At 41.1% G+C, this 20,903-nt stretch carries 26 protein-coding genes and 1 pseudogene; 10 read left to right on the top strand and 17 right to left on the bottom strand.

Annotation, left to right across the window (positions count from 1 at the left end; translation table 11 throughout):
- Positions 1-113: 113 nt before the first annotated feature.
- Genes IPF37_01825 through IPF37_01835 form a run of 3 tightly spaced genes read right to left on the bottom strand, consistent with a single transcriptional unit; the run spans position 114 to position 2,616 of the window.
- The gene (locus IPF37_01825) at positions 114-1,079 is read right to left on the bottom strand and encodes a hypothetical protein (protein ID QQR49563.1); all 966 of its coding nucleotides are present in this window, start codon (positions 1,077-1,079) and stop codon (positions 114-116) included.
- On the bottom strand, positions 1,064-1,744 hold the full coding sequence (locus tag IPF37_01830) for a hypothetical protein (GenBank protein QQR49564.1): 681 nt from the start codon (positions 1,742-1,744) through the stop codon (positions 1,064-1,066). The genes IPF37_01825 and IPF37_01830 overlap by 16 nt, the downstream gene beginning before the upstream one ends.
- A gap of 17 nt (positions 1,745-1,761) precedes the next feature.
- Positions 1,762-2,616, bottom strand: a complete 855-nt coding sequence (locus IPF37_01835; protein QQR49565.1) for a hypothetical protein — start codon at positions 2,614-2,616, stop codon at positions 1,762-1,764.
- Between the two features lie 181 nt (positions 2,617-2,797).
- Here IPF37_01835 and IPF37_01840 point away from each other — a divergent pair, with 181 nt between their 5' ends.
- The 5 genes and pseudogenes from IPF37_01840 (at position 2,798) to IPF37_01860 (ending at position 5,890) form a co-directional block, all read left to right on the top strand.
- The gene (locus IPF37_01840; GenBank protein QQR49566.1) at positions 2,798-3,250 is read left to right on the top strand and encodes a DUF721 domain-containing protein; all 453 of its coding nucleotides are present in this window, start codon (positions 2,798-2,800) and stop codon (positions 3,248-3,250) included.
- Positions 3,251-3,252: 2 nt separating this feature from the next.
- Complete coding sequence (locus IPF37_01845) at positions 3,253-4,170, top strand: DUF3808 domain-containing protein (GenBank protein ID QQR49567.1); 918 nt, start codon at positions 3,253-3,255, stop codon at positions 4,168-4,170.
- Complete coding sequence (locus tag IPF37_01850; protein QQR49568.1) at positions 4,133-4,396, top strand: hypothetical protein; 264 nt, start codon at positions 4,133-4,135, stop codon at positions 4,394-4,396. The genes IPF37_01845 and IPF37_01850 overlap by 38 nt, the downstream gene beginning before the upstream one ends.
- Positions 4,369-4,701: pseudogene (locus IPF37_01855) on the top strand (tetratricopeptide repeat protein). Before IPF37_01850 ends, IPF37_01855 begins: the two are co-directional and overlap by 28 nt.
- A 139-nt stretch (positions 4,702-4,840) precedes the next feature.
- The gene (locus IPF37_01860) at positions 4,841-5,890 is read left to right on the top strand and encodes a UDP-N-acetylglucosamine--N-acetylmuramyl-(pentapeptide) pyrophosphoryl-undecaprenol N-acetylglucosamine transferase (protein QQR49569.1); all 1,050 of its coding nucleotides are present in this window, start codon (positions 4,841-4,843) and stop codon (positions 5,888-5,890) included.
- Here IPF37_01860 and IPF37_01865 read toward each other — a convergent pair.
- The 7 genes from IPF37_01865 to IPF37_01895 all read right to left on the bottom strand — a co-directional run bounded on the left by IPF37_01865 (position 5,869) and on the right by IPF37_01895 (position 9,547).
- A complete protein-coding gene (locus IPF37_01865; protein ID QQR49570.1) occupies positions 5,869-6,228 on the bottom strand; it encodes a hypothetical protein in 360 nt (119 codons plus the stop codon). The genes IPF37_01860 and IPF37_01865 overlap by 22 nt on opposite strands.
- 12 nt (positions 6,229-6,240) lie before the next feature.
- Complete coding sequence (locus IPF37_01870) at positions 6,241-6,516, bottom strand: type II toxin-antitoxin system RelE/ParE family toxin (protein ID QQR49571.1); 276 nt, start codon at positions 6,514-6,516, stop codon at positions 6,241-6,243.
- Positions 6,516-6,740 (bottom strand): ParD-like family protein, encoded by a 225-nt coding sequence (locus IPF37_01875; protein QQR49572.1) that lies wholly within the window; start codon positions 6,738-6,740, stop codon positions 6,516-6,518. The genes IPF37_01870 and IPF37_01875 overlap by 1 nt, the downstream gene beginning before the upstream one ends.
- 173 nt (positions 6,741-6,913) lie before the next feature.
- A complete protein-coding gene (locus tag IPF37_01880; GenBank protein ID QQR49573.1) occupies positions 6,914-7,939 on the bottom strand; it encodes a MerR family DNA-binding transcriptional regulator in 1,026 nt (341 codons plus the stop codon).
- Positions 7,940-8,146: 207 nt separating this feature from the next.
- Positions 8,147-8,731 carry an ankyrin repeat domain-containing protein gene (locus IPF37_01885; protein ID QQR49574.1) on the bottom strand — a complete coding sequence of 195 codons (585 nt, stop codon included), beginning with the start codon at positions 8,729-8,731 and terminating at the stop codon, positions 8,147-8,149.
- A 52-nt stretch (positions 8,732-8,783) separates the two neighbouring features.
- Positions 8,784-8,999: a helix-turn-helix transcriptional regulator gene (locus tag IPF37_01890; GenBank protein QQR49575.1), complete on the bottom strand. Its 216-nt coding sequence runs from the start codon at positions 8,997-8,999 to the stop codon at positions 8,784-8,786.
- 8 nt (positions 9,000-9,007) lie between these two features.
- On the bottom strand, positions 9,008-9,547 hold the full coding sequence (locus IPF37_01895) for a DUF2975 domain-containing protein (protein QQR49576.1): 540 nt from the start codon (positions 9,545-9,547) through the stop codon (positions 9,008-9,010).
- 278 nt (positions 9,548-9,825) lie between these two features.
- Between IPF37_01895 and IPF37_01900 the strand changes: the two genes are divergently transcribed.
- From IPF37_01900 to IPF37_01915, 4 genes are all read left to right on the top strand, one after another.
- A complete protein-coding gene (locus IPF37_01900; GenBank protein QQR49577.1) occupies positions 9,826-10,773 on the top strand; it encodes a hypothetical protein in 948 nt (315 codons plus the stop codon).
- 218 nt (positions 10,774-10,991) lie between these two features.
- Positions 10,992-11,450 (top strand): hypothetical protein, encoded by a 459-nt coding sequence (locus IPF37_01905; GenBank protein QQR49578.1) that lies wholly within the window; start codon positions 10,992-10,994, stop codon positions 11,448-11,450.
- Positions 11,447-12,421 carry a diphosphomevalonate decarboxylase gene (gene mvaD, locus IPF37_01910; protein ID QQR49579.1) on the top strand — a complete coding sequence of 325 codons (975 nt, stop codon included), beginning with the start codon at positions 11,447-11,449 and terminating at the stop codon, positions 12,419-12,421. Before IPF37_01905 ends, mvaD begins: the two co-directional genes overlap by 4 nt.
- The gene (locus IPF37_01915) at positions 12,418-13,494 is read left to right on the top strand and encodes a phosphomevalonate kinase (protein ID QQR49580.1); all 1,077 of its coding nucleotides are present in this window, start codon (positions 12,418-12,420) and stop codon (positions 13,492-13,494) included. Before mvaD ends, IPF37_01915 begins: the two co-directional genes overlap by 4 nt.
- A gap of 7 nt (positions 13,495-13,501) precedes the next feature.
- Here IPF37_01915 and IPF37_01920 read toward each other — a convergent pair whose 3' ends face one another.
- Positions 13,502-13,753 carry a hypothetical protein gene (locus IPF37_01920; GenBank protein QQR49581.1) on the bottom strand — a complete coding sequence of 84 codons (252 nt, stop codon included), beginning with the start codon at positions 13,751-13,753 and terminating at the stop codon, positions 13,502-13,504.
- 150 nt (positions 13,754-13,903) lie between these two features.
- Here IPF37_01920 and IPF37_01925 point away from each other — a divergent pair, with 150 nt between their 5' ends.
- Positions 13,904-14,653 (top strand): superoxide dismutase, encoded by a 750-nt coding sequence (locus IPF37_01925; protein ID QQR49582.1) that lies wholly within the window; start codon positions 13,904-13,906, stop codon positions 14,651-14,653.
- Here IPF37_01925 and mvk read toward each other — a convergent pair.
- The 6 genes from mvk to IPF37_01955 all read right to left on the bottom strand — a co-directional run bounded on the left by mvk (position 14,604) and on the right by IPF37_01955 (position 20,858).
- Positions 14,604-15,551: a mevalonate kinase gene (gene mvk / locus IPF37_01930; protein ID QQR49583.1), complete on the bottom strand. Its 948-nt coding sequence runs from the start codon at positions 15,549-15,551 to the stop codon at positions 14,604-14,606. The genes IPF37_01925 and mvk overlap by 50 nt on opposite strands.
- A complete protein-coding gene (locus IPF37_01935; protein ID QQR49584.1) occupies positions 15,548-15,952 on the bottom strand; it encodes a Zn-ribbon domain-containing OB-fold protein in 405 nt (134 codons plus the stop codon). Before IPF37_01935 ends, mvk begins: the two co-directional genes overlap by 4 nt.
- 118 nt (positions 15,953-16,070) lie before the next feature.
- A complete protein-coding gene (locus IPF37_01940; protein ID QQR49585.1) occupies positions 16,071-16,574 on the bottom strand; it encodes an ankyrin repeat domain-containing protein in 504 nt (167 codons plus the stop codon).
- Between the two features lie 194 nt (positions 16,575-16,768).
- Positions 16,769-18,565 (bottom strand): hypothetical protein, encoded by a 1,797-nt coding sequence (locus tag IPF37_01945; protein ID QQR49586.1) that lies wholly within the window; start codon positions 18,563-18,565, stop codon positions 16,769-16,771.
- A gap of 20 nt (positions 18,566-18,585) precedes the next feature.
- The gene (locus IPF37_01950; GenBank protein QQR49587.1) at positions 18,586-19,383 is read right to left on the bottom strand and encodes a hypothetical protein; all 798 of its coding nucleotides are present in this window, start codon (positions 19,381-19,383) and stop codon (positions 18,586-18,588) included.
- A 200-nt stretch (positions 19,384-19,583) separates the two neighbouring features.
- Positions 19,584-20,858, bottom strand: a complete 1,275-nt coding sequence (locus IPF37_01955) for a hypothetical protein (GenBank protein ID QQR49588.1) — start codon at positions 20,856-20,858, stop codon at positions 19,584-19,586.
- Positions 20,859-20,903: the final 45 nt, after the last annotated feature.

The raw sequence follows: 20,903 nt of genomic DNA on the forward strand, positions 1-20,903 counted from the left end.
TCTAACGTAAACTTAAGTAAGCTTCGTACACAAGTCCTGATAATTAAAATGGCCCACAAGTTCTTAGAATTTGTGGGCCATAATTTTTTTATAAGAAATAAAGATATTTAAATCTATAGTCGTCTGCTTAACAAAGACAAAATTAAAACATTGCACACAAGCCCAGCGCCAAGCGAAGCGCCAGAGCTTATCAGCCATGAATGGCCGTTTGCCATCAACACACCGGCAATCAAAAATGCCAAAGCAGTTGAAATAATCGTTGGAAACGTAAGCTCAAATTGTGCACGCACCACATCAAGATGATACGCACCCGCACTTGTTGAAGACATTAGCATCGTGTCAGAAATCGGCGAAACGTGGTTGCCCACCACCGCGCCAGAAATGATTGCGCCAATCAACGGATACAAAATAGGCAAAGCCGCAACATCAATCGCCCCATGCACCGACGAAAAACTCGTTATCATAGGAACTGCAATCGGTACCAAAATGCCAATGCTACCCCAGGCCGAACCCATCGTTGAAGCAGTCAAAACAGCGGTAACAAAAAACATGACCGGTAAAAACGCAAGCGGTAAGTGGCCAATTAAAACATTCGCCAAATACGTGCCAATCGCCAAATCATTGATCATTAACTTACTTAATGTCCAAATTAAAATTAAAACAAAAACCGCTTGCCCCATCAATTTGATTCCGTCAACAAAAAGGCCGGGGATCTCGCGCAAATAAAATTTGCCTTCAATGAGGTAGAGCACCAAGCTGGCAATCAATGCAGCGACCGCACCCACAAATAAGGCCGGCGCTATTTTGGTTTGCTGCAAGGCCTCAATTAATGAGTTACTGCCACCCATGGCACTATAATTACCAAAATAAAGAATCCCAACAACAACGGCACCAAAGAGAACGCCAATGGGTAACATAAAATCAATGACAGAGCTTTTTTTCATTGAGTCATGATCAAGATTTCTCACGCGACGCGTAACTGGAATTTTTCCACCAAAAAGATTGCCACTTTCAAGCGCTATGTTTTCATGCAATCTGACCAAGCCAAAAGACAAACGACTACTCACCATAAAAAACACAGATGCAACCAAAATGAATGAATAAAAATAAAGGGAATGACGTGCGTATAAATAAAAAATGGATCACCAACCACTAAAACATCAGATGCACCTGCTGCTGCAACACCAGACGTACGCAGCTGCATGGTAATCTCTGCAACCCAACTTGAAACCGGCACGATAACCACCAACGGCACCGCCATCGAATTAACCAGTACCGCCAATTTGACGCGCGGAATACTGAAGCGGTCGGTAATGGCCTGCATTACCGATCCAACCGTTAAACAACTAAAATAATCATCAACAAAGAAAAAGAGTGACAGAACTAACGATGACCACTCGGCATGCTTTGGGCTTTTGAGACGCTTGCTCACCGCATCAGCGTAGGCGTACGCGCCACCTGATGCATTAATGACAACAATCAAAATGCCCAAAATTAATAAAAACAACACGATAAAAAGATTCCACGTTGCCCAAAATGATTGCCATGAGGTAATGGTCCCCAACTCGGTTCGCGCCCAAATACGAGCGAGAAGTTGCGGCACCGCTTTCGTTATGGAAAAATCATTAACAATTAACAACGCGGTCAAAATACCAGACAACAGCGAAAATATTACACGCTGCGTCGTTGCTGCCAAGAAAACCACTATCAACGGTGGTAATAAAACAAGCCATGAGTTCTGCACACAATTCCTTTATCTTTTTAATTTTCGACCATAACAACGTTATCAACAGGATCAATATAGCCATCAGCTTCAAGTGTTTCCATAAATGCTGCGAGAACTATGGCACTGATGCCAACAGTTGAACTACATTGAGTCAAATCCGCTACCGTACGATCAAAAGCAGGCTTCCAATAGTTTGCAGGGCAAGCTTGGTATGGCCAACGCTTCTCGTTATCGTAAATAGCATCTGCTATAAATTTTTTTACCGCAGATTCAACCTGAAGCACTTCAACTTTATCACCAAGATTCATTTCTACAAGTTTATCCAAAAATGCATCGCTTTCTGAAGGAAAAAGTGCAAGTAATTCTTTCACAAACCGCCAACCATAAGAGCAGTCAATTACTTCAGCAATTTCGTCCCAATACTTACTAACATCCCGAACTTCCCAATAATGTTTAAAAAACTGAGCAATAAGCGTTGTCGTAGCATCTTCAAAACTTTCCCTCGTAAATTTTCTTTTTTGCGAAGGAGATTTTATCCCACAAGACATTTTCAGAGCTTGAGAAAAAGATTTACTTTGTTTTTCATCAAAGTTCCCACGAAGACTCAATACACCAGAAATAAAAAGTTCAGCCAGATTTTGAATGTCAGCATTGGTATGTTTAAATTGAAAGCCTACTTTATAGTGACTATCAAACAGCTCATTTAGCTTATCTATATTGCCCGGCGTAAAAACTTCTTTTGCTAATTTTTCACGGACCTCATGACTAATTCCAACGGCTTGAGAGGCACAGACTCTTGCAATTCTTTGCTGTTCAAAATTTGCCATCAAATTGGATAGCCCAACTTCACAAAACATTGTAAAAACCAAGAAGCTCATTACTCTCTTCATTCTTCTCTCTCCCATAAAAAACACACTCAATTAACGGCTACGTACAAACTATCTCTCAACTATTTTTTAATAAAAAAATTATTTCGAAAAACGCATGAATATTTTATCAGAAAACTTTAAATTTTTGTAAATATTTTGTATACCTTTATTCACTCTTCAAAAAATTATAATTAGGGATTTTGTGGCAACTGCAATTAAACGATTAATATTTGACTGTATTAATCAAGAACATCGTTGGAAGATAACGCTTTTACAAAAGTGGGAAGATATCATTGGTCCCATGAAACAAAACGTTACACTTGAATCTATCACCAACGATTGTATTTATCTTGGCGTCACTCATCCCGCATGGGCTCAAGAGCTCATGATGCTGGCTCCAATGCTCAAAAGAAAAATTAATACGGTCTTACAAGAAGAGCGTGTTAAAGAAATTCGCTTCCGCATTTTAAAAACAAAAAAGCCGGACCCAACAAAAAAAAACCATCAGGACAACAACTCCTTGCAAGAAGATGATCCAAAGCGATACGCTTTGAATAATGATGAATATGAGCACCTTGAAAAAGTTGAAGATAACGAACTACGCGCATCATTACAAAAATTTCTTATTCATTGCAAAAAAACAAAGAGGAGTTAATTATGAAGTGCTTAAGCACCTTCTTAGTTTTGATACTTGTTTTGGGAATTGAGTCATCAGCCAAATCATCAATTCAATTGAGTAAAGACACAACCAGTGGCAAGGCAGACCAATACGCACAATTTTTAGCCGCCAATTATCAGTACGGCAAAGGCAATGTTCAAAAAGCCTTGCAGAGCTTTCGTGCTCTTTTAGCAAAAAAACATTCGCCCTTCGTTTACGATTCATTCATACAACTATTGGCAGATACCGGTCAATTTGACGTCATAAAAAAACTCTACGCAACCAAAGGCAAAGAGTTCAAAGAACTTTTTAAAGATCAACACGAACATGATTTAATTCTTGCCCAAACGTACGCATTTACCGGCCAAGAAGACAAAGCAGAAGATCTATTTCAAAAGCTGCTCAAAAAATTTCCCGACAATCCACAAATCGCTTACTTTACCGCGATGTCGTACATCAAAAAAAATAATATCCCCAAAGCGCTCGAATTTCTTGAACAATGCATCAAAAATCCGCAACTTGCACAAAAACATTTTCTCTTTCTCTTTTTGCAATCAAAAATTTATTTGGATCAAAAAAAATATACCGAAGCCCTGCGCACCATCGAAGCAAGTATAAAAATGTTTCCTCAATTTGATCGCGGTTGGCTGGTCAAAGCGATGCTGATGGAACAACTGGGCAACACGAAAGAAGCAATCAAAGGCTATAAACATTTTCTCGATTTGACAGGCGGCGACGAACAAATAGAAAAACAACTTGTTCAGCTCCTTTTTGTTGAAGAAAAATTTGATGAAGCTGCGTTGTACATGAGCCGCATCAAAAATGATACCCCGCGCCACCATTTTGATCTTGCACTCTTAAATTTTAGAGCAAAAAAATATGAAGAAGCACTCAAAGCCATCAACAACGTTGGCTAAAGAAGCTGGCTTTAAACAAGCACAATTGCTTAAAGTAGAAATTTTACTGGCTAATGCCAAACCAAAAGATGCCGTTTCCTTCATGGCCGGCCTGGTCGCCAACGACCCAATGAGCCAAACAACGCTGCACACATTTTTATTGCTACGCAAAACAAATGTACCGGTCTCGCTTCTGGCTGATGCCTTACAAGAGCTGGTCTGCAAAATCCTGAAAATCTGCGATTAACATCAGCTCTGGCCGACCTTCATTTAGAAGCTGGACAAAAAGAGCAAGCGCTCCACGCGTACGAAAAAGTTTATAAGCTAGCGCAACACAACCAATTTAAATCACAAGTATTGTTCCAAATTGGCTACGTCCATTTTATGAACAAAAATGCCGATAGCGCACGCGAAAAACTTTTGCAAGCAATCCAACATGAACCGGCTTACCCTTCAGCCTACAACCTCCTTGCCTATCTTTACGCCGACCAAGGCACCAAGCTTGAGCAAGCATTGGTTTTCGCGAATAAAGCACTTGAAAAAACACCCCAGCGCCATGACTATTTAGATACCAAAGGATATGTTTTGTTGAAGCTTGGAAAAAACCAAGAAGCGACAGCCGTGTTTAAAAAGGCACTCGAACTGGCACCCAACGACAGTATTATTGAACAACATTTAAAACAAGCAAAGTATGACATCAAATAAAAGACCAACCATCGTTCTTGTTGGCGGCGGCTCTGGCGGCCATGTTATTCCCTGCCTCGTGCTTGGTAAGCGCTGGCTTGCACAATGCCCAGACGGCAACGTTGTGCTCATAACCGACGTTACGCGCCAGCGGCAATGGTTTAACGATGCGCTGAGCGACATGCCGACCACCAATTTTTCGACTAGTTTTTTATCACTGGCAAAACGCTCTGGCGGTCGTATTAAGCAAATGGTTATGCTGCCGCTCATGGCCGGGCAGTTGATAGCGGCGGTTGTAAAAAGTTTTTTTGTATTGCGCAAACTTAAACCGGAAAAAATTATTTCTACTGGCGGCTTTGTTTCGCTGCCGGTTTGTGTTGCGGCCTGGCTGCAAAGCTACCCAATCGAGTTGTATGAGTTGAATGCCGAGCCCGGCTTGGCGGTCATGTTTCTTGCACGTTTTGCTACAACCATCATGCTGCCGTTTTCCATTACACACCCAAAGCTACCGGCAAGAAAATGCACAACGTACGATTATCCTCTGCGCTACAGTACGGCAGACCGCGATGATAGTAGTTTTAATAAACATGAATTTTTACAAACCATTGGCTTTGCTACCAACCGCACCACGTTGTTAATTTTGGGCGGCTCGCAAGGTTCGGTTTCGCTCAATAAAACACTCAAAGATTTTTTTGTTACGATGCATGATGCGTCACAAAAAGTGCAAGTGATTCATCAGACGGGCGAGTACGATGCTGCCGGCTGGCAGGAGTTTTATCGTGCACGTAACATTCCCGCTCACACGTTTGCGTACCAACAAAGTCTTAAAAATTTTTATCGCGCGGCTGATTTAGTAATCACGCGCGCTGGCGCTGGCACACTTTTTGAATTATTATTTTTTGGCAAGCACAGCATTGTGGTCCCGCTCATCACTAAAACAACGGCCCACCAACGAGAGAATGCGCTTGGTATCGCGCGTTTAAAACCTGAATTATTTACGGTTGTTCATGAATTGGCAGAGGTGCCAAAGACGCTTCAGTCCAAACTGATGGCGTAGGGCTCTAATTGCCCAGCTTGTGCATAAACACGCTTTCCGCGTTTCTTAATGACGTAGCTCAGCGTAGAAGAATCTTGTGAATATTCGGCAAACTCTTCTGGGGTGTATACCAAAATATTTTTAGCAACATCAACACCAATCAGCGCTTTATGCCCCTCAGCCATCAAAGCATAACGCTGTTGAAGATTGGCATTTTCAACAATCACTAAAATGCTCACGTCAATTGTATAATCGTCGTTTTCAGGTTCAAGAAGATAGATAGCACGCGGATTATATGTTTTTACGAGACGCTTGTTTATCTCGTTGATCGTGCTTTGGTCTAATGGCTTGAGGTCCATGATCTGAATTTCTTACTTTTTTAAATCACGATAAAAATTTTCATGCGATCCAAGAGCAACTAATAACAAGCGTACTTCATTTTCATAAAATTCGTACGCCAACAACATCAGCTGATTAACCATTCTGAATTTATAAACTTGGAGACCATCCAAATCACCCTTTTTCATTTCACCAACCAAAGGGTTTGCTAAAATCGTACTGACAGCAACATCCAAATCTTTTTTTTGATTCTTGTGCAACTTTTTTACCTGCCGAGAAAAAGTTGGTGTTTGTACAATCTTAAGCATTATTTTTTGTCAAAAAGATATGGTTCTAAATCTTCTGATTTTGCTTCTTGCTGAGCTATGAGAATATTTTTAATAAACTCATACGTTAAATCGGGATTCTCTTCAGCAATTTTGCCAATCTTTGCCCAATGCTCAATCTGACCCGCCACCGAACGATTTAAAGCCTTTGAAATTTTCTTGGCTTTAGAAACAATACTTTCTGACAATTTAACTGCAGTTGCCATGACTTCCTCCTCAAATTTATTGATAACAAGCTCTTATTTGGAGCATATCACAAACGGAAACCTTTTGCAACTAATTTCAACCAAAGGGTGCTATTTGCTTACTTTGAAGCCATTCCGAACCATAGAAAAGGGGCCAGCCGCAAACCGCGATCAGCCCATTTCTAAAACTATTTTTAATGCGAACTGAGCGCTACTTCAACCCAATTCATTGCGTCAGCGTCAAGTAAAAAATCAATATGAATATTTTTCATCAATTCTTCTGCTGGCGATGCGGCAGCTTTTGCTGGCAACTGAACCTGTTGCCGCGCCATATCGTGCCACAGCATGGTTCCTAAAACTAAATCTGGCGATGTGCCAACACACTGTTCGGCCAAAAGACCGCGCCATGCCTGCGCCACTTTTTTGCCGGCAGCACCGTGCGGATCGGCACCAAGATTTTTCTTAATCTCTTGGTACAAACTTTCCCAACGGCCAAGCCAATAAAACAGCAGCGCTCGTTGGAACCACAGATTACCTTCTCTGGTCAACGCCAAATCAGAAATATTGCCCACCTGGATGCTGCGTATGATATCAGCATTCAACTTGCGTAGTTGCGCAAGCGTGTCTTTGATTTTTTTATTAATATCAATCAATTGCAAAATAATCTCTTGCGCTTGCGCACTTTCAGGTTTGCCAAATTTCATCTCATTGATTTGCTCAATTAACTTTTCGTATAACTCAAATTCTTTGGGATGCTGCTTGCGAATCTCAATCCAATCTGCTAATTGATTCTTATTAAGATTCTTTCCAGCCCATGTTTTCTTTATTGCTTCGCTCATACGATACCTTTCGATTAATGAAATTAAATCATTCCAATCGGGAATGCCTGATGGTCCAAGACGAGCAATGACCGTTTCTAAAGCCTCATGTGCCTGACTCAACTGCGCCGCTTGTTCTTTGAGCATCTCTTGCTGCGCATGCAAATGTTGCCGAATCCCGAGCTTTTGTTGCAGCATGGTTTTAATCTGATTCAAATCAAAACCAAAAAACTTGAGTGCCAAAATTTGCTGCAACGTTGCCAAGTCTTGCTCATTGTACCAGCGGTACCCATTGGCCGAGCGCGCTGACGGTTTGAGCAGACCCATTTTATCGTAGTACCGCAACATGCGGACCGATATGTCCGTCAGATCGCTCATTTCTTTAATACGCCATTGTGCCATCATTGTTCCCTTCTAAACCGATCATAAAGTATGACATCGTGTCAGAGTCAACAGGAAAAAAGCTCTTTTTAACTTTTAAAAAAGCACATAAATTAGCTAACATGCAATTTATGATGCTTTTCCATAGGCCTCTCGCTACAATTTAGAAGGACCTACATCGCCTTCTTCGGTTAATATAATAATATCTTCTTCAATATCATTTCCACTCTAGCCTTGCTCTTCAAGCTGTTTTTTGCCAGCTGCCTGAAGTATTTCCACACAAGCAACATGACCTTTCAATTCAGCAAATTGCAAAGGTACTTGGCCATCATTATTCGCAAGAGTAACATCGGCACCATGTTGCATTAGCTCTAAAATACATTCAATATGACCTTTTGCTGCTGCATGATGCAAAGGTGTATTGCCGTAGCAGTCTTGCACATTGACATTAGTAAGCGGTCTTTTAAGAAGCTCTTCCAAGCAAATAATATAGCCCTTGCGAGCGACCATATGAAGCAGCGTACCCTGATCGCACTCTAGAACATCGGCATCAGCACCATGAACTAAAAGTACTCTCACACACTCAGCCTCGCCATTAATAACAGCCAGGGACAAAGCTGTATCATCATCCACGTTCTTAGCATCAACATTAATCCCAGGAATTTGTAGATGCTTCTTAACGCTTTTCAAATCACCCCGCCAAGCAGCATCGATTAGATCCAACTCAGCCTCTGACGCTTTTTCAGCCGCTGGCATAGCATTGGTTGCACAAGCTAACGCAAGTAAAAATGATCCTAAAAATTTTTTCTTCATCACACAATCCTTCTCCTTACAATCAGCCTCTTTTGAAACTCACAAAAAAACATTACTCATCTTTTTCGTCGCAAAATTTCAACAAATCACCCGGCTGACAGCTCAGTTCTTTGCAAAGTCGCTCCAGCGTTGCAAAACGAATCGCTTTCGCTTTTCCCATTTTTAAAATAGAAAGATTCGCTTCCGTAATGCCAACGCGCTCGGCCAATTCATTTAATCTCATTTTGCGCTCTACCAATAATGCATCAAGTTTCACTATAATACTCATAAAAAACCTCAAACCGTAAGATCTTGTTCAGATTTCAATTGGTACGCTTCATGCATCAATGAAGTAATCATTACCAAAAAACCAAACATAAAAATATTGAGCAGATCGTCATGGCCAAACGTTATCGCAAGCACTCGATTACCCGACGAGTTGGTTGCGGTAGCCACCAACGTGCTCAAGGTTTTGCTGAGTGGTGAGTACACAGCCCAACACAGCAATATTTTACTGATACGCTTAAAAAGTATGGTGGTGTGCAATGAAAAAAATTCGCCCCGCTGAAACAAACGCAAGCTTTTGGTAAACAACACAATCCCGTAGCACAAAAGACCAAGGCCAACACCATCAATCATGATGCCAAAAAATCTAAAAATTAAAGGCAGCTCTACTGCTTCAAAATCGTATGCCAAACGAAGATAAAAATTACAAAAATTTCCGTCCATCGGAATTTTGCAAAAGAACCATTTCAATAAAAGAAAGCAGAAAGCCAGTGGCACCAAAGCCATACTTAATAATTCGAGCCGACGAGCATAACGTTTAACGTTATTCATAGAAAATTCCCTTCAGAAAAAGGTTGTTGATTTGTTTTACTCCGCTCAAATATTATCAGTTAAAATATCGAATATCAATAAGAATTTATCGAATTTCGATAATTTTTTAATATAAAAAACAATTACAGAACATCAAACAAAAATTATTAAAAAAATTATTTTTCGACTAAATCGCAAACTATTGACTCGAATCAACAAAAAGACTAAAAATACTTGAAGCACGATCATACGATCATCTGAGGATATGCTTTATTGATTATTTAAAGAAAGGTATCCACATGCTTCTTATCGTTCCATTCTTTTTTATTGCCTTTCTCAGTATGCCACAGCTGCATTGCGCCGCCAACAAAGCAGAAAAGCCAGAAGATGGTAAAATAGCCATTCTGCACAACTTAAAAATTATTACCTATTTTTATAACCAATATGACAGACAAGAATCGCTTTTTAATGTAATTGTAACAATCAAACAATTTATGACAGACGAAGAAATGTCGTCAGCACTATTTCCAAAACTGGGGCTGGGACCTAGCTTTCGGCAACAAGAAATTGACGAACTTGATACATTAGCATCCTTTCAACTGGATGGAGAAAAAAATCTTACTCCCCAAGAAACACCATCTTTTATTCAAGCTCTTACTATTCTCAAAGGAAGATTTTATTGCATAAACAGTGATCTTTCAGAATTAGGAACAATGAACCGTGGCGATCGAGCATGGACGCAAAGCGTAATCAACCAAATTATAGAGAACATTAATAATGTTCTTCAGAGTTACCAGTACACCAGCAAATATAAAAATGCTATCATTGAAAGCATAAAAACTTTGTGGAGATTTCATACATACGCTCAGTCACATCCAACATTGCTTAAGTTGTTTCAGCAAATCAATTATTTCATTCGTTGCATAGCAACACCTTTAGAGCTCCTGCCACGGTTAGGCTTAGGACCAAATTTTACCAGTCAAGAAATAGACCTGCCGATCACTACGCCATTTGAAACTGATAATCAGGCATATACCAGCTTGATCAAGCAACTTAGAATCATCAAAAGAAATTTCTTACTCCTACAAAAAAAAGTCCGTTCATCAAAACATTATCTTTTGGCAGAGCAACAAAAAGATATCGAAAACCATATCGAAAATATACTAACATCAGTGAGCGAGATTCTTACTCAAAATGACCTAGCAATACTGAATGTACAATTGAGCAGCATGAACTTTAATTATTAGCAAGAACGCCACTCGAATTGAATAAATATTTTCAAAGTTTATAATCATAATCTGAAATCCTAACAATACCAACCCTCACCAAACTATTGATAGAAAGACAACAGATGAATCGCATGATTTATATTTTATTGATCGCATTTTTCAGCATAAAAACTCTTGTTGGAGCGGCAACAGAAACACATCAAAAAAAAGATTTTAAGACTACCATCTCGCTCAGCATGAAAACTATTCGCGATTTTGATTTAAATTGCCTTCCTAAGACCACAAATAAAATAATGGACTTATTTGTCAAAATTCAACTGTTTATTGAAGAAGCAGATATTCACGGAAACAAAAAGTTATTTAAAAAGCTCAACATGGGGACAAGTTTTTCCCAAGAAGATTTGGACGATATAGATCTCCTCCCTCAACAATTTGAAAAGGACGTTACTCCAAAAAACAAAGAAAGTTTTTTGTATTTCATTAAAGCAATAAAAATTATCAAAAATAATTTCCATCTTTTACAAAAAAATATATCTCTAGCAGATTTTTTATCCTCTACAGAAAAAGAATGGCTCAACGATCAGATTGCAGAAATTATAGGTTTAGCAGGCACCATCCTCTACGGGGCTGAATTAGGGCGGAGAGTAGCAATAATAAAGCTCAGATCCCAACAACAAAGTTTCCCTGCATCATGAAAAAGAACACCGTGTCTGTAACGACCACCGCCAACATCGCTCTCATAAAATATTGGGGCAAGCGCGACGAACGGCTCATGCTGCCAGCCAAAAGTAGTCTTTCTGTGGGACTTTCAGCACTCACAACGACAACAGAATTTGAAACAGCAGAGCACGACAAGATCGTAACAACAGAGCACCACCAATCAAATTTTGAAAAAAAAATTATGAACTTTGTCAACGAGTTACGCCGTGATTACGGTATTACCCAACCAATCAAAATCACCACACACAATCACTTTCCAACGGCAGCCGGCCTTGCTAGCAGCGCGAGTGGCTTTGCAGCTCTTACACTCGGTTTGAATAAATTATTTGATCTCAAACTCGGCAAGCAAGAACTTTCTCAACGCGCACGCTTGGGCTCAGGCTCTGCCGCTCGCTCAGTCCTTGGTGGCTTTGTTGTGTGGCATAAAGGCACTCTTGCAAACGGAAACAATTGCTTTGCCGAACAATTGTACGATGCCAACCATTGGCCAACATTACGCATTTTGGTGGTAGTCGTTGATGCATCAATAAAAAAAATGAGTTCACGAGACGGCATGCGCTTAACCGTTACCACCAGCCCATCATTTAACACCTGGTGCACAGAATCTGAAAAACGCATCAGTGCCATGCACCAAGCGATTGCAAAACGCGATTTAGAACAGGTCGGGATGTTAGCAGAAGCTGACTGGCACGGAATGTATAAGTCCATGCGCGATACACAACCACCACTCGAGTATCTTTCAGGCGCATCGTGGGTAGTTATTAAAACGGTCCAGCGGCTGCGCGCTGCCGGCATACTCTGCTACTTTACCACCGACGCCGGCCCCAATGTTAAAATTTTGTGTGAAGAACGCGATGCGGCAATTATCGAACAAACACTCATGGCATTAAACGAAGTAAACAACATTATCCGTAATCGCATTGCATGTGAGCCAATAATCACATGATTACCATTCACACGCCCGGCAAACTGATGCTCGCGGGCGAATGGAGCGTTCTTGAACCAGATAATCGCTGCATCGTTCTTCCTATCAATCGTTTTGCAATCTGTCAGATTCAAGAAGCAACAGAATCAACACTATCAGCACCAACGCTGGGCATTGCCAATGCAATAATTACGTACGAAAATTATGCATACAAAATTGCATCGAACGACTCACAACTTTTTATGGCACAAGCGGTACTCAACACCACATTGCGTTTTTTAAACGAACACAAGGTCACACTCAAAAAATTTAATCTCACCATCAATACCGACCAATTTTTTTATCATCAACAAAAACTCGGCTTTGGCAGCAGTGCTGCCGTGTGCGTTGGCATAACACGCGCGTTACTTACGTTGCATCAATTTATTGCAGACGATCTTACTATTTTCAAACTAGCAACGCTGGCACATTATCACGCACAAAAAAAAATCGGCAGCGGGTTTGATATCGCTGCGTCAACGTACGCCCAGCCACTCAGCTACCAGCGCTTTGATGCCGCATGGCTTGCCACACAAAGAACCGATTCGATTAAAAAAATTATAGAACAACCATGGCCAGGGCTGATCATCAAGCCAATCACACTGCCGCAAAAGTTTCATATGTGCGTCGGCTTCACCGGCGTAAGCGCTTCAACAACCACCCTTGCGCAGCGCATTTTACATTTTAAAAATGAGCATACCGAACAATACCAAAACTGGTGCACGACAACCAACAAAATTATTCTTGAACTAGAAACAGCTCTTGAAAATAATAAACAACAAACAATTATTGATTTAATTAATCAACAACAAAAATCACTGCGAAATTTGTCAGATTTGTCTGACGCACAAATTGACATTCCCGTCATGAGTTCGCTTATTGCCGCGGCGCAAAAGCACGGCACTGGTGCCAAATTTTCTGGCGCTGGTGGAGGCGACTGCGTGATTGCAATCTGCTTTGAAAATAACCGCGAAAAAAACATCAATCACGAGTGGGCGGCAATGGGTATTAAAATTATCAACACGGTAATTTTGAACCCTATGAAAAAAAATTAAATCTCTCTTAAAAAGTATCTACATTTACTTGACCAGAGCAGTTTTTTGTATCTTTCCGTTCGTGCTGAGCCTGTCGAAGCATCTGAACGGGCTCTTTTTTGTCTGTCTGAAAAGCCGAGAAGAATCGAAGCCCACTTCTATCCCGCCATACTTCGACAAGCTCAGCACGAGCGGGATCATGATGCAAAAACAGAAAAATGTATGCAATCTTTTGGAATATACAAGTGTGGCCATCGACGGTGAGTAAAGGGTCAATCATTTAATTTACAAAAATCATAATGATCGAAAGAGCGTTATATAAACAGAAAACGTACCCCTACTTTTCTAAATAATATTCTTGGTGTAGCATAAAGAACGCTTGCTAGCCACCTGCCCTTATTTAATGTAATAATCAAACAAGGAGTTTTTCATGTCATTATTTTTCTATTGCCTCGTTATCGTCATTTTTGGCGTGGGGGTACTTTTTTACGTTCGCAGCACACAAGAAACATCAATACAGAAAACAACCACACGCGCACTGCGCACGTTTGGCGATCTCAAATATCCGTTTTCACTGCCAGCACTGCTGTATACTTACAATGCTCTTGAGCCACACATCGACGAAGCAACCATGAATATTCATCACACCAAACATCATCAAGCGTACATCAACAGCTTGAATGAATGCCTTGAAAAACATCCAGAATTTCAAAGCAAGTCACTCGTTGATTTAATTGCTCACACCAAAACATTACCAGAAAGTTTACTCAAGGTCGTTGAAAATCATGGTGGTGGACATGCCAATCATTCAATGTTTTGGCTGATTATGTCACCACAAGGCGGCGGACAACCTGAAGGCAAATTAGCACAAGCAATTGATAAGACATTTGGTTCTTTTGAAAATTTTAAGAAATTGTTTATTGAAGCAGCAAAAACACGTTTTGGCAGCGGTTGGGCATGGTTATGTGTTGATAGCGATAATAATTTGGTGATCACATCAACCGCCAATCAAGACAATCCCATGATGGATGGATTAATCCCTGTTCTTGGCTTGGACATATGGGAACATGCGTATTATTTAAAATACCAAAACAAACGCATTGATTATGTTAACACGTGGTGGAATGTAATCAACTGGCCTGTGGTTGCTGAGTATTTTGCAAAGGCATGCTCAAAGTAACCGGCATCACAAAAAAATTTTGCGCTTGTAAAGCAGTAGCGACTTCGTGTTGCTGCTGCTTATTTTTTGTCAACGCAACAAGCGCCCCGCCAGCACCAGCTCCCGTCACTTTAACACTCAGCGCGCCGGCAGTAAGAGTCTTTTTGATAATAGCTTCAAGGTCCGCATTTGAAACACCAAGCTCTTTCAATAACTCATGATTCATGGTCATGCACATGCTCAATGCCGTAAGATTGCCTTGCTCAACAGCTTGCACACCCAACGAAAAAAGTTTCTCATAATCAGCACACAAGCGAGCAAAACATTCAGACCGCCTAGCACGATAACGTTGAACTGCAACCACTGCACCACTCGTTTGACTACGCATGCCACTGTCAATCACAACAAAGTGCAGGTCTGCTCGTGATCCAAAAAAATGTAGGTCTTTGCCTTTTTCAAAAATAAAAAAGCCACCAAACGTTGCTGCCGTGTTATCAATCCCACTCGGGTTGCCGTGCGCTATTTTCTCAGCCTGCAAAGCAGCCATACTGATAGCATTATCATCAAGATTGAGATTACATGTTTTGTTGATAGCTCGCGCAGTTGCCACCGCAGCTGCCGCACTGGAACCGGTACCGCCCGACATTACCACTAAATCGCCCGACAACGTAACTTCAAGCGATTGCGTGATGCCCAAAAAATTGATTATCGCTGATAAAAAATGATTCAGTTTTTCAGCCGAACATTTCAATGAATTATCAGCAAAACAACGCTGGTCAACAACGCGCGACGGACCACTAATAATTTTTGCAACCGCATGGGTTTGCTGCGGCAATGCAAATACAAGAGCTGGCAAGCCATACACAACAAAATGCTCACCAAACAAAATTATTTTACCGTATCCACCCACATTACTCATGCGCGATGCTCCGGCACAAATTTAAGACCGTAATGAATGATGCCATTCAGTCCAGAAACATAATATTTGCGCAGAGCTGCTCTTAAAGGCATACCAATGATCAGCTCTTCAAAATCAACATCAGCCAATTGCGTCATAATACGCGGACCATCTGCTAGTTGAACGAAACCAACACAGTACGGCTCATACATTTTATGCTCACGCGGCGCATGCATGACCTGCGTAAACGACAAGAGCGTCGCACAATGACTCAACTCAACCGGCTTAAATTCCGTGCTTGCACACGTGCATAAATATTTTTTTGGATAAAATTTTTGATAACACACAGCACATTGCACCCCCATCAAGCGATATCGTTGAGGATACAAGCGCCAATCGATAATCGGACTATCGCTAAACATACGCCACTCCTTATTTTTCTTGATCGATAAATATCACCAAAGTATAGGCGTATCTTTATAAAAAAAAAGCCTGCGAATGCAATTCGCAAGCTCTCAATACATAACATTTCTATACAATTTATTTATTACCAAAATTTTCAAGATCAGTAATCAACTCAGCAAGTTCTGCCGGCATAAGGCCTTCAAAATCTTTCTTTAAAACACTCGCCCCAGCATAAATTAGTGTTGCTTGAATTTCAACAAACTTGACTGCCACCGCAATATGCAAAGGCGTCCATCCACAACTTTTTTCTGGCTTATTAATAAAATAATGAAATTCGTCATCTGAAAGACATGCTCGCGCCCGTTTTATAAGATTTTCTACCAATGAAAGATTTCCATCGTACACAGCACTATGAAGGATTGTAAGATCATTCTCGTTAGTTTCTAACAATAAAAAACGATCTCGTTCACGTGGCTCTAATTCGCGTCGCTCTAAAAAGGTCTGCTCAAAATTTTGCGAAAACTTTTGTATACAACCTTCAAAGTCTCCATACATTCGGCCCGTAAATTCTCGACCAGCAAAAAGCAAACTCTGCGAACAAAGAAAAACAACTATCAATTTGACGTAAAAGTTACGCATAGAAAAATCCCTTGTTTCTTAGCTGTGTTTATAGAGTGAAGGCACATATTTTTTCCGTGCAAAAACTTTATCAAACAATGAGTTATTGTCAAACAACAAAAAATTATGGCATAAGAAAAGGCCGCTAAAAAAGCGGCCTTTTCTTATTTTGCTAGCGAATTTAAAATTCACTCAAACTTAGTTAAAATTGGCGCTTATTTTTTGCCTTTTTTACCTTTGTATTCTTTCTTACCTTGGTATTTGTTGTATTTGTTGTATTTGCCACCTTGACCGCCTTGAGCTGCCATTGCTTGAAGATTTTTAACTTGGTCCATATAATACTGAATTGGCTGCAACGCTGCCTGAACTAATGGATTATTTTGCGACTTAATATTCTTCAAATTTTGTAAATCTTCTTGTACTACAGTCACTACGGCAACTTGCTCATCAAGAGATGTATTTGCAGCGTTTGGCATCATTTTAGCTACCACAGCAATATCAGTCAAAGTCTTAACAATCAACTGTGGCATTAGAGCAACAGTATTTCTCGCAGCCTGAATTGTTGGATTTTGATTTAAAGCAGCTTGAACTGATGAATCACTTGAAACCTCAGGAACAGCCAAAGCAGCATTAACCGCTTGAACTGCCGGTACTACAGCAACCATATTTTTTACATTATTCCAATCCGAGATGTTAACTACTAGGCTGGCCAATGTTGCAATGTCAGTCAATGCTTGCGTAATTTGTTGAGCTGACGCTGCTGATGTTCCAGAAACTTGAGTAACACCTTGTGGCACAACAAGAGCCGCTCTAATTGCTGGCGTCAAAGCAGCCACAACTGATGGATCATTAGCCACAACCGGATCTGTTAAATCGTTGTTAACTGTTTGAACGGCTGACGTCATAGGAGCACCGGTAACTCCTGCATTAACAAGAACACTCAACGCAGCAATATCGCTCAATGTCCGCGTAACCGCTGGATTTGCAACTGGAGCTGGACCTGCCACTACGACTGGCGGCACTGGGTCAACAGAAACAACTACTGGAGGTACTGGAGTACCTGTTGGCGTTACTGGACTTACTGCAATCCTACCTTGTAAAGCAGTAATTGCTTGACTCAAAGCAGTTTGAATACTTGAATCCAACGATGGCATACCTTGGAATGCTTGCAACGCATTAAGAGCTAATTGAGCTGGCGAAGAACCTGGAGCAGGGTTTGCCAACGCACTCAAAGCCGCTACTATTTTATCAGCTGCTACTTTTTCAGCTGCTGTTTTTTCAGCCAATATTTGAGCTGCCGCTTGTGTTGCTTGAGCTGCTGCTTGAGCTGCTTTATCTGCTGCTTGAGCTGCTTTTTCAGCTGCTGCTTGAGCTGCTGCCGTTGCATCAGGCGTTCCAGTCGAAGCTGCTACCGCCGCTGCTTGCGTCGCTGTCGCTGCTGCTTGCGTTGCAACCGCTGCTGCTTGTGTTGCTGCTGGCGTTCCTGTCGCTGCAGCTGTTACTGCTGCTTGTGTTGCTGCAGCTGCTGCTGTCGTTGCAGCTACTGCTGCTGCTGCCGACGTACCAGTCGCTGCTGATTCAGCTACTGCTTGCGTTGCCGAAGCTGCTGCTTGCGTTGCTGCTTGAGTTGCTGCCGCTGCTACCGGTGCCGAAGGAGTTGACCCCACTGCCGTCAAGCTTGCAATTACGGGAGTAATTGCTTTTTGATCAGCTTTTGATAACAATGGGGAAGAACTTAAAAATTGAAGCAATGTCTGTAATTGAGTAACACTCGCTGCATGTTCGCTTATCAATTGCATTAGCAAATTAGCAAACGCTTGCTGCGTTTGAGCAGTAAAAGTACCCGCGCTATTAGAAGTAGCCAACGATGTAACATTATTTATCAATGTACTATCAATCGATTGTCCACTGAATTGATTGATCGAATTTTGAACTGACGCATCATCTGCGTAAGCCATGCTGGTTGCCAACATCGCAACCCCAGCAAGTGATTTTATAAACTTCTTATTCATGATTAAATTCTCCTATTTTTTTAATTTTGATCAGCGGATTGATCATCTACAACTGAGTCTTCTGTCTCGGCATTGTCTGCTGCTACAGTTGTACCTGATGTGGCAGTAGTGGTACTTTTGGTTACTTTTTTCCCTTTACCTTTTTTACGTATTTTTTTGCCTGTTTTTTGACTACCAACATTGCCTACAGCTTTTTTACCAGCTTTTTTCACTTTGCCTACTTTAACTTTTCCGGCACGAGCTTTCTTAATATTCTTAGCGACTTGAGCTTTCGTAGAAACTTGTTTCTTACCAACGGAAGGTTGCCCCAACGTTGGAACATTTTGCATAGCTTGTGGCAAATTCGGTATCAATGTCGAGATAACATATTGTTGTTGTGCTTGTGCCAAAAGAGGCGAAGTACTTGCTTGTACTAACAAATTGCGCATTGCAGTTGTAAGATCATTATGTTCTTTTAATACTTGTGCAACGCCACTACCAACCGCACGATGCGTTTTACCGGTAAAATCGCCAGCATCTGCTTCTGAGGCCAATTTAACCAATTCATTTATTTTATCAGCGTGCGATTTGTTACTTAAATCTTGCAATGACTTTTGAATGCTTTCATCGGTAAGATCTTTGGTAGAGGCTTTTGCCGAACCAGCCGGTTTAACAGCGACTAGCTTTTTAACTTTAACTACCTTCTTAGCTTTTTTCTTACCCGTTTTACCCGTCTTGACTGTCTTGACTGTCGAGTCTGATTTAGCTGCAAACATGGCACTTGATGCCAACGTAAGGGCTATTAACAAGAGCCCACTCAAACTTATCTTCTTCATCATCGATCTCCTTATTATTTCGATTCCTCAGCTTTCGCTGTAATCTCTTCCACTTCCTTTACTACTTTCTTACTTATTTACTTGTCGCTCATAATGAGATGCTTTGGTAACAGCGTAAGATTCTGTTCCTGCACCAAAGTTTAAAAAATAGCCTGCACTATGTTTCCACTCATCTCATATCTCCTCTTTTCATCATAATTCATTTAATTCACACTATTCGTTTTAGGATTTTTTTTCATCATCTTTTTGCCAATCTTGGCTCCCTTTCGAGCGCCACTTTTTTGCTGTTGAGCTTTTTTCCGTTGTTTTTTAGTGCCTACTCTTTTGCCAGGCTTGGTTGGAGTACCCGCTTGATTATCACGTACTACCACCACAGGCTTGATCTGCTCCGGTATCATGGTCGAAGAAACGTACGTTTGTTGGTCTTTAGTTAAAAGTGGAGACGTACGCGCTGCATTAAGCAAATCAAGTGTTTTCTTTGCAATATCTTTACTTTGCGTAGCAAGCGCTACCAATGCATCCGCATATGCTTGCTGCGTTGCGGTACTAAAAGCACCCGCACTAGCCCCTGCTGTTAATTTTGACAAAAAGCGCAACCGATCATCAAGCAACGGCTGTTTGCTAATACTTGCCAGCAAGCGCGTTACGCGGTCATCAGTCAATACTTGCTGCGTCACGTCTGCCGACTCAACCATTGATGCATTTGCTACCGTCGCAACCGCTGGCGATACACCAAGCACATTTGCTTGTTTTAAATCTTTGAATTTGTCCAACGCTGGCAATAATTGCTGGCTTACATACTGACGACGCACCTTATCCAGCAAAGGTACATTGCCTTGCAAAACGTTTCGCATCAACTCACGCAATTGCGCTTGTGCCTGATCAGACTGACTGGCGCGTTGATCGTACAACTGAACAAGTGATTTATAAAACATATCACGAATGCCAGCATTAAGAACCACTCGCAAGCCACCCTTGGTAGAAAAGTTAGTTGGATTTGCAAGCGCTGAAAGACTTTGCAAACTATCCTGAAAGGTAGTTTTTTGTGCTGCCGCCATAACAAGACTCTTTAAAAGTCTTGGCACCATGGTTTTTGCCACATACTTTTGCTGGACCGGAGAAAGCAATGAACTCGCTTGTGCTCGAGAAAGAATCGGCAACATGGCAAGCTGCGTACCTTCAGTTGTAGCCAATTTGTTGGTAGCATCAAGTAAATTACCAAAATCAGTTTTGGTTCTAGCATTAAATGTCGCCCTACCAGAACGGTCAAGCAACAAAGATAGCGCTTGAATTTTCTGATCCACAACTGCCATAGCCCCAATTTTGGTAAAATAACTCTTAATAAGGGTATCAATATCTGCCTGACTTGCAAAATTGTCTGGAATATTAAAAGCCGCAAAAGCAACGGAATGCATTGTCAGCACAGCTACCGCCAGCAACACACACACTTTCCTTACCATTGAGCACAATGTCGTCATGATACTCCTTCCTTATTATTACCGCCTACTACTTACAAAAATATC

The sequence above is a fragment of the bacterium genome (genome assembly GCA_016699045.1).
Lineage (GTDB): Bacteria > Babelota > Babeliae > Babelales > RVW-14 > AaIE-18.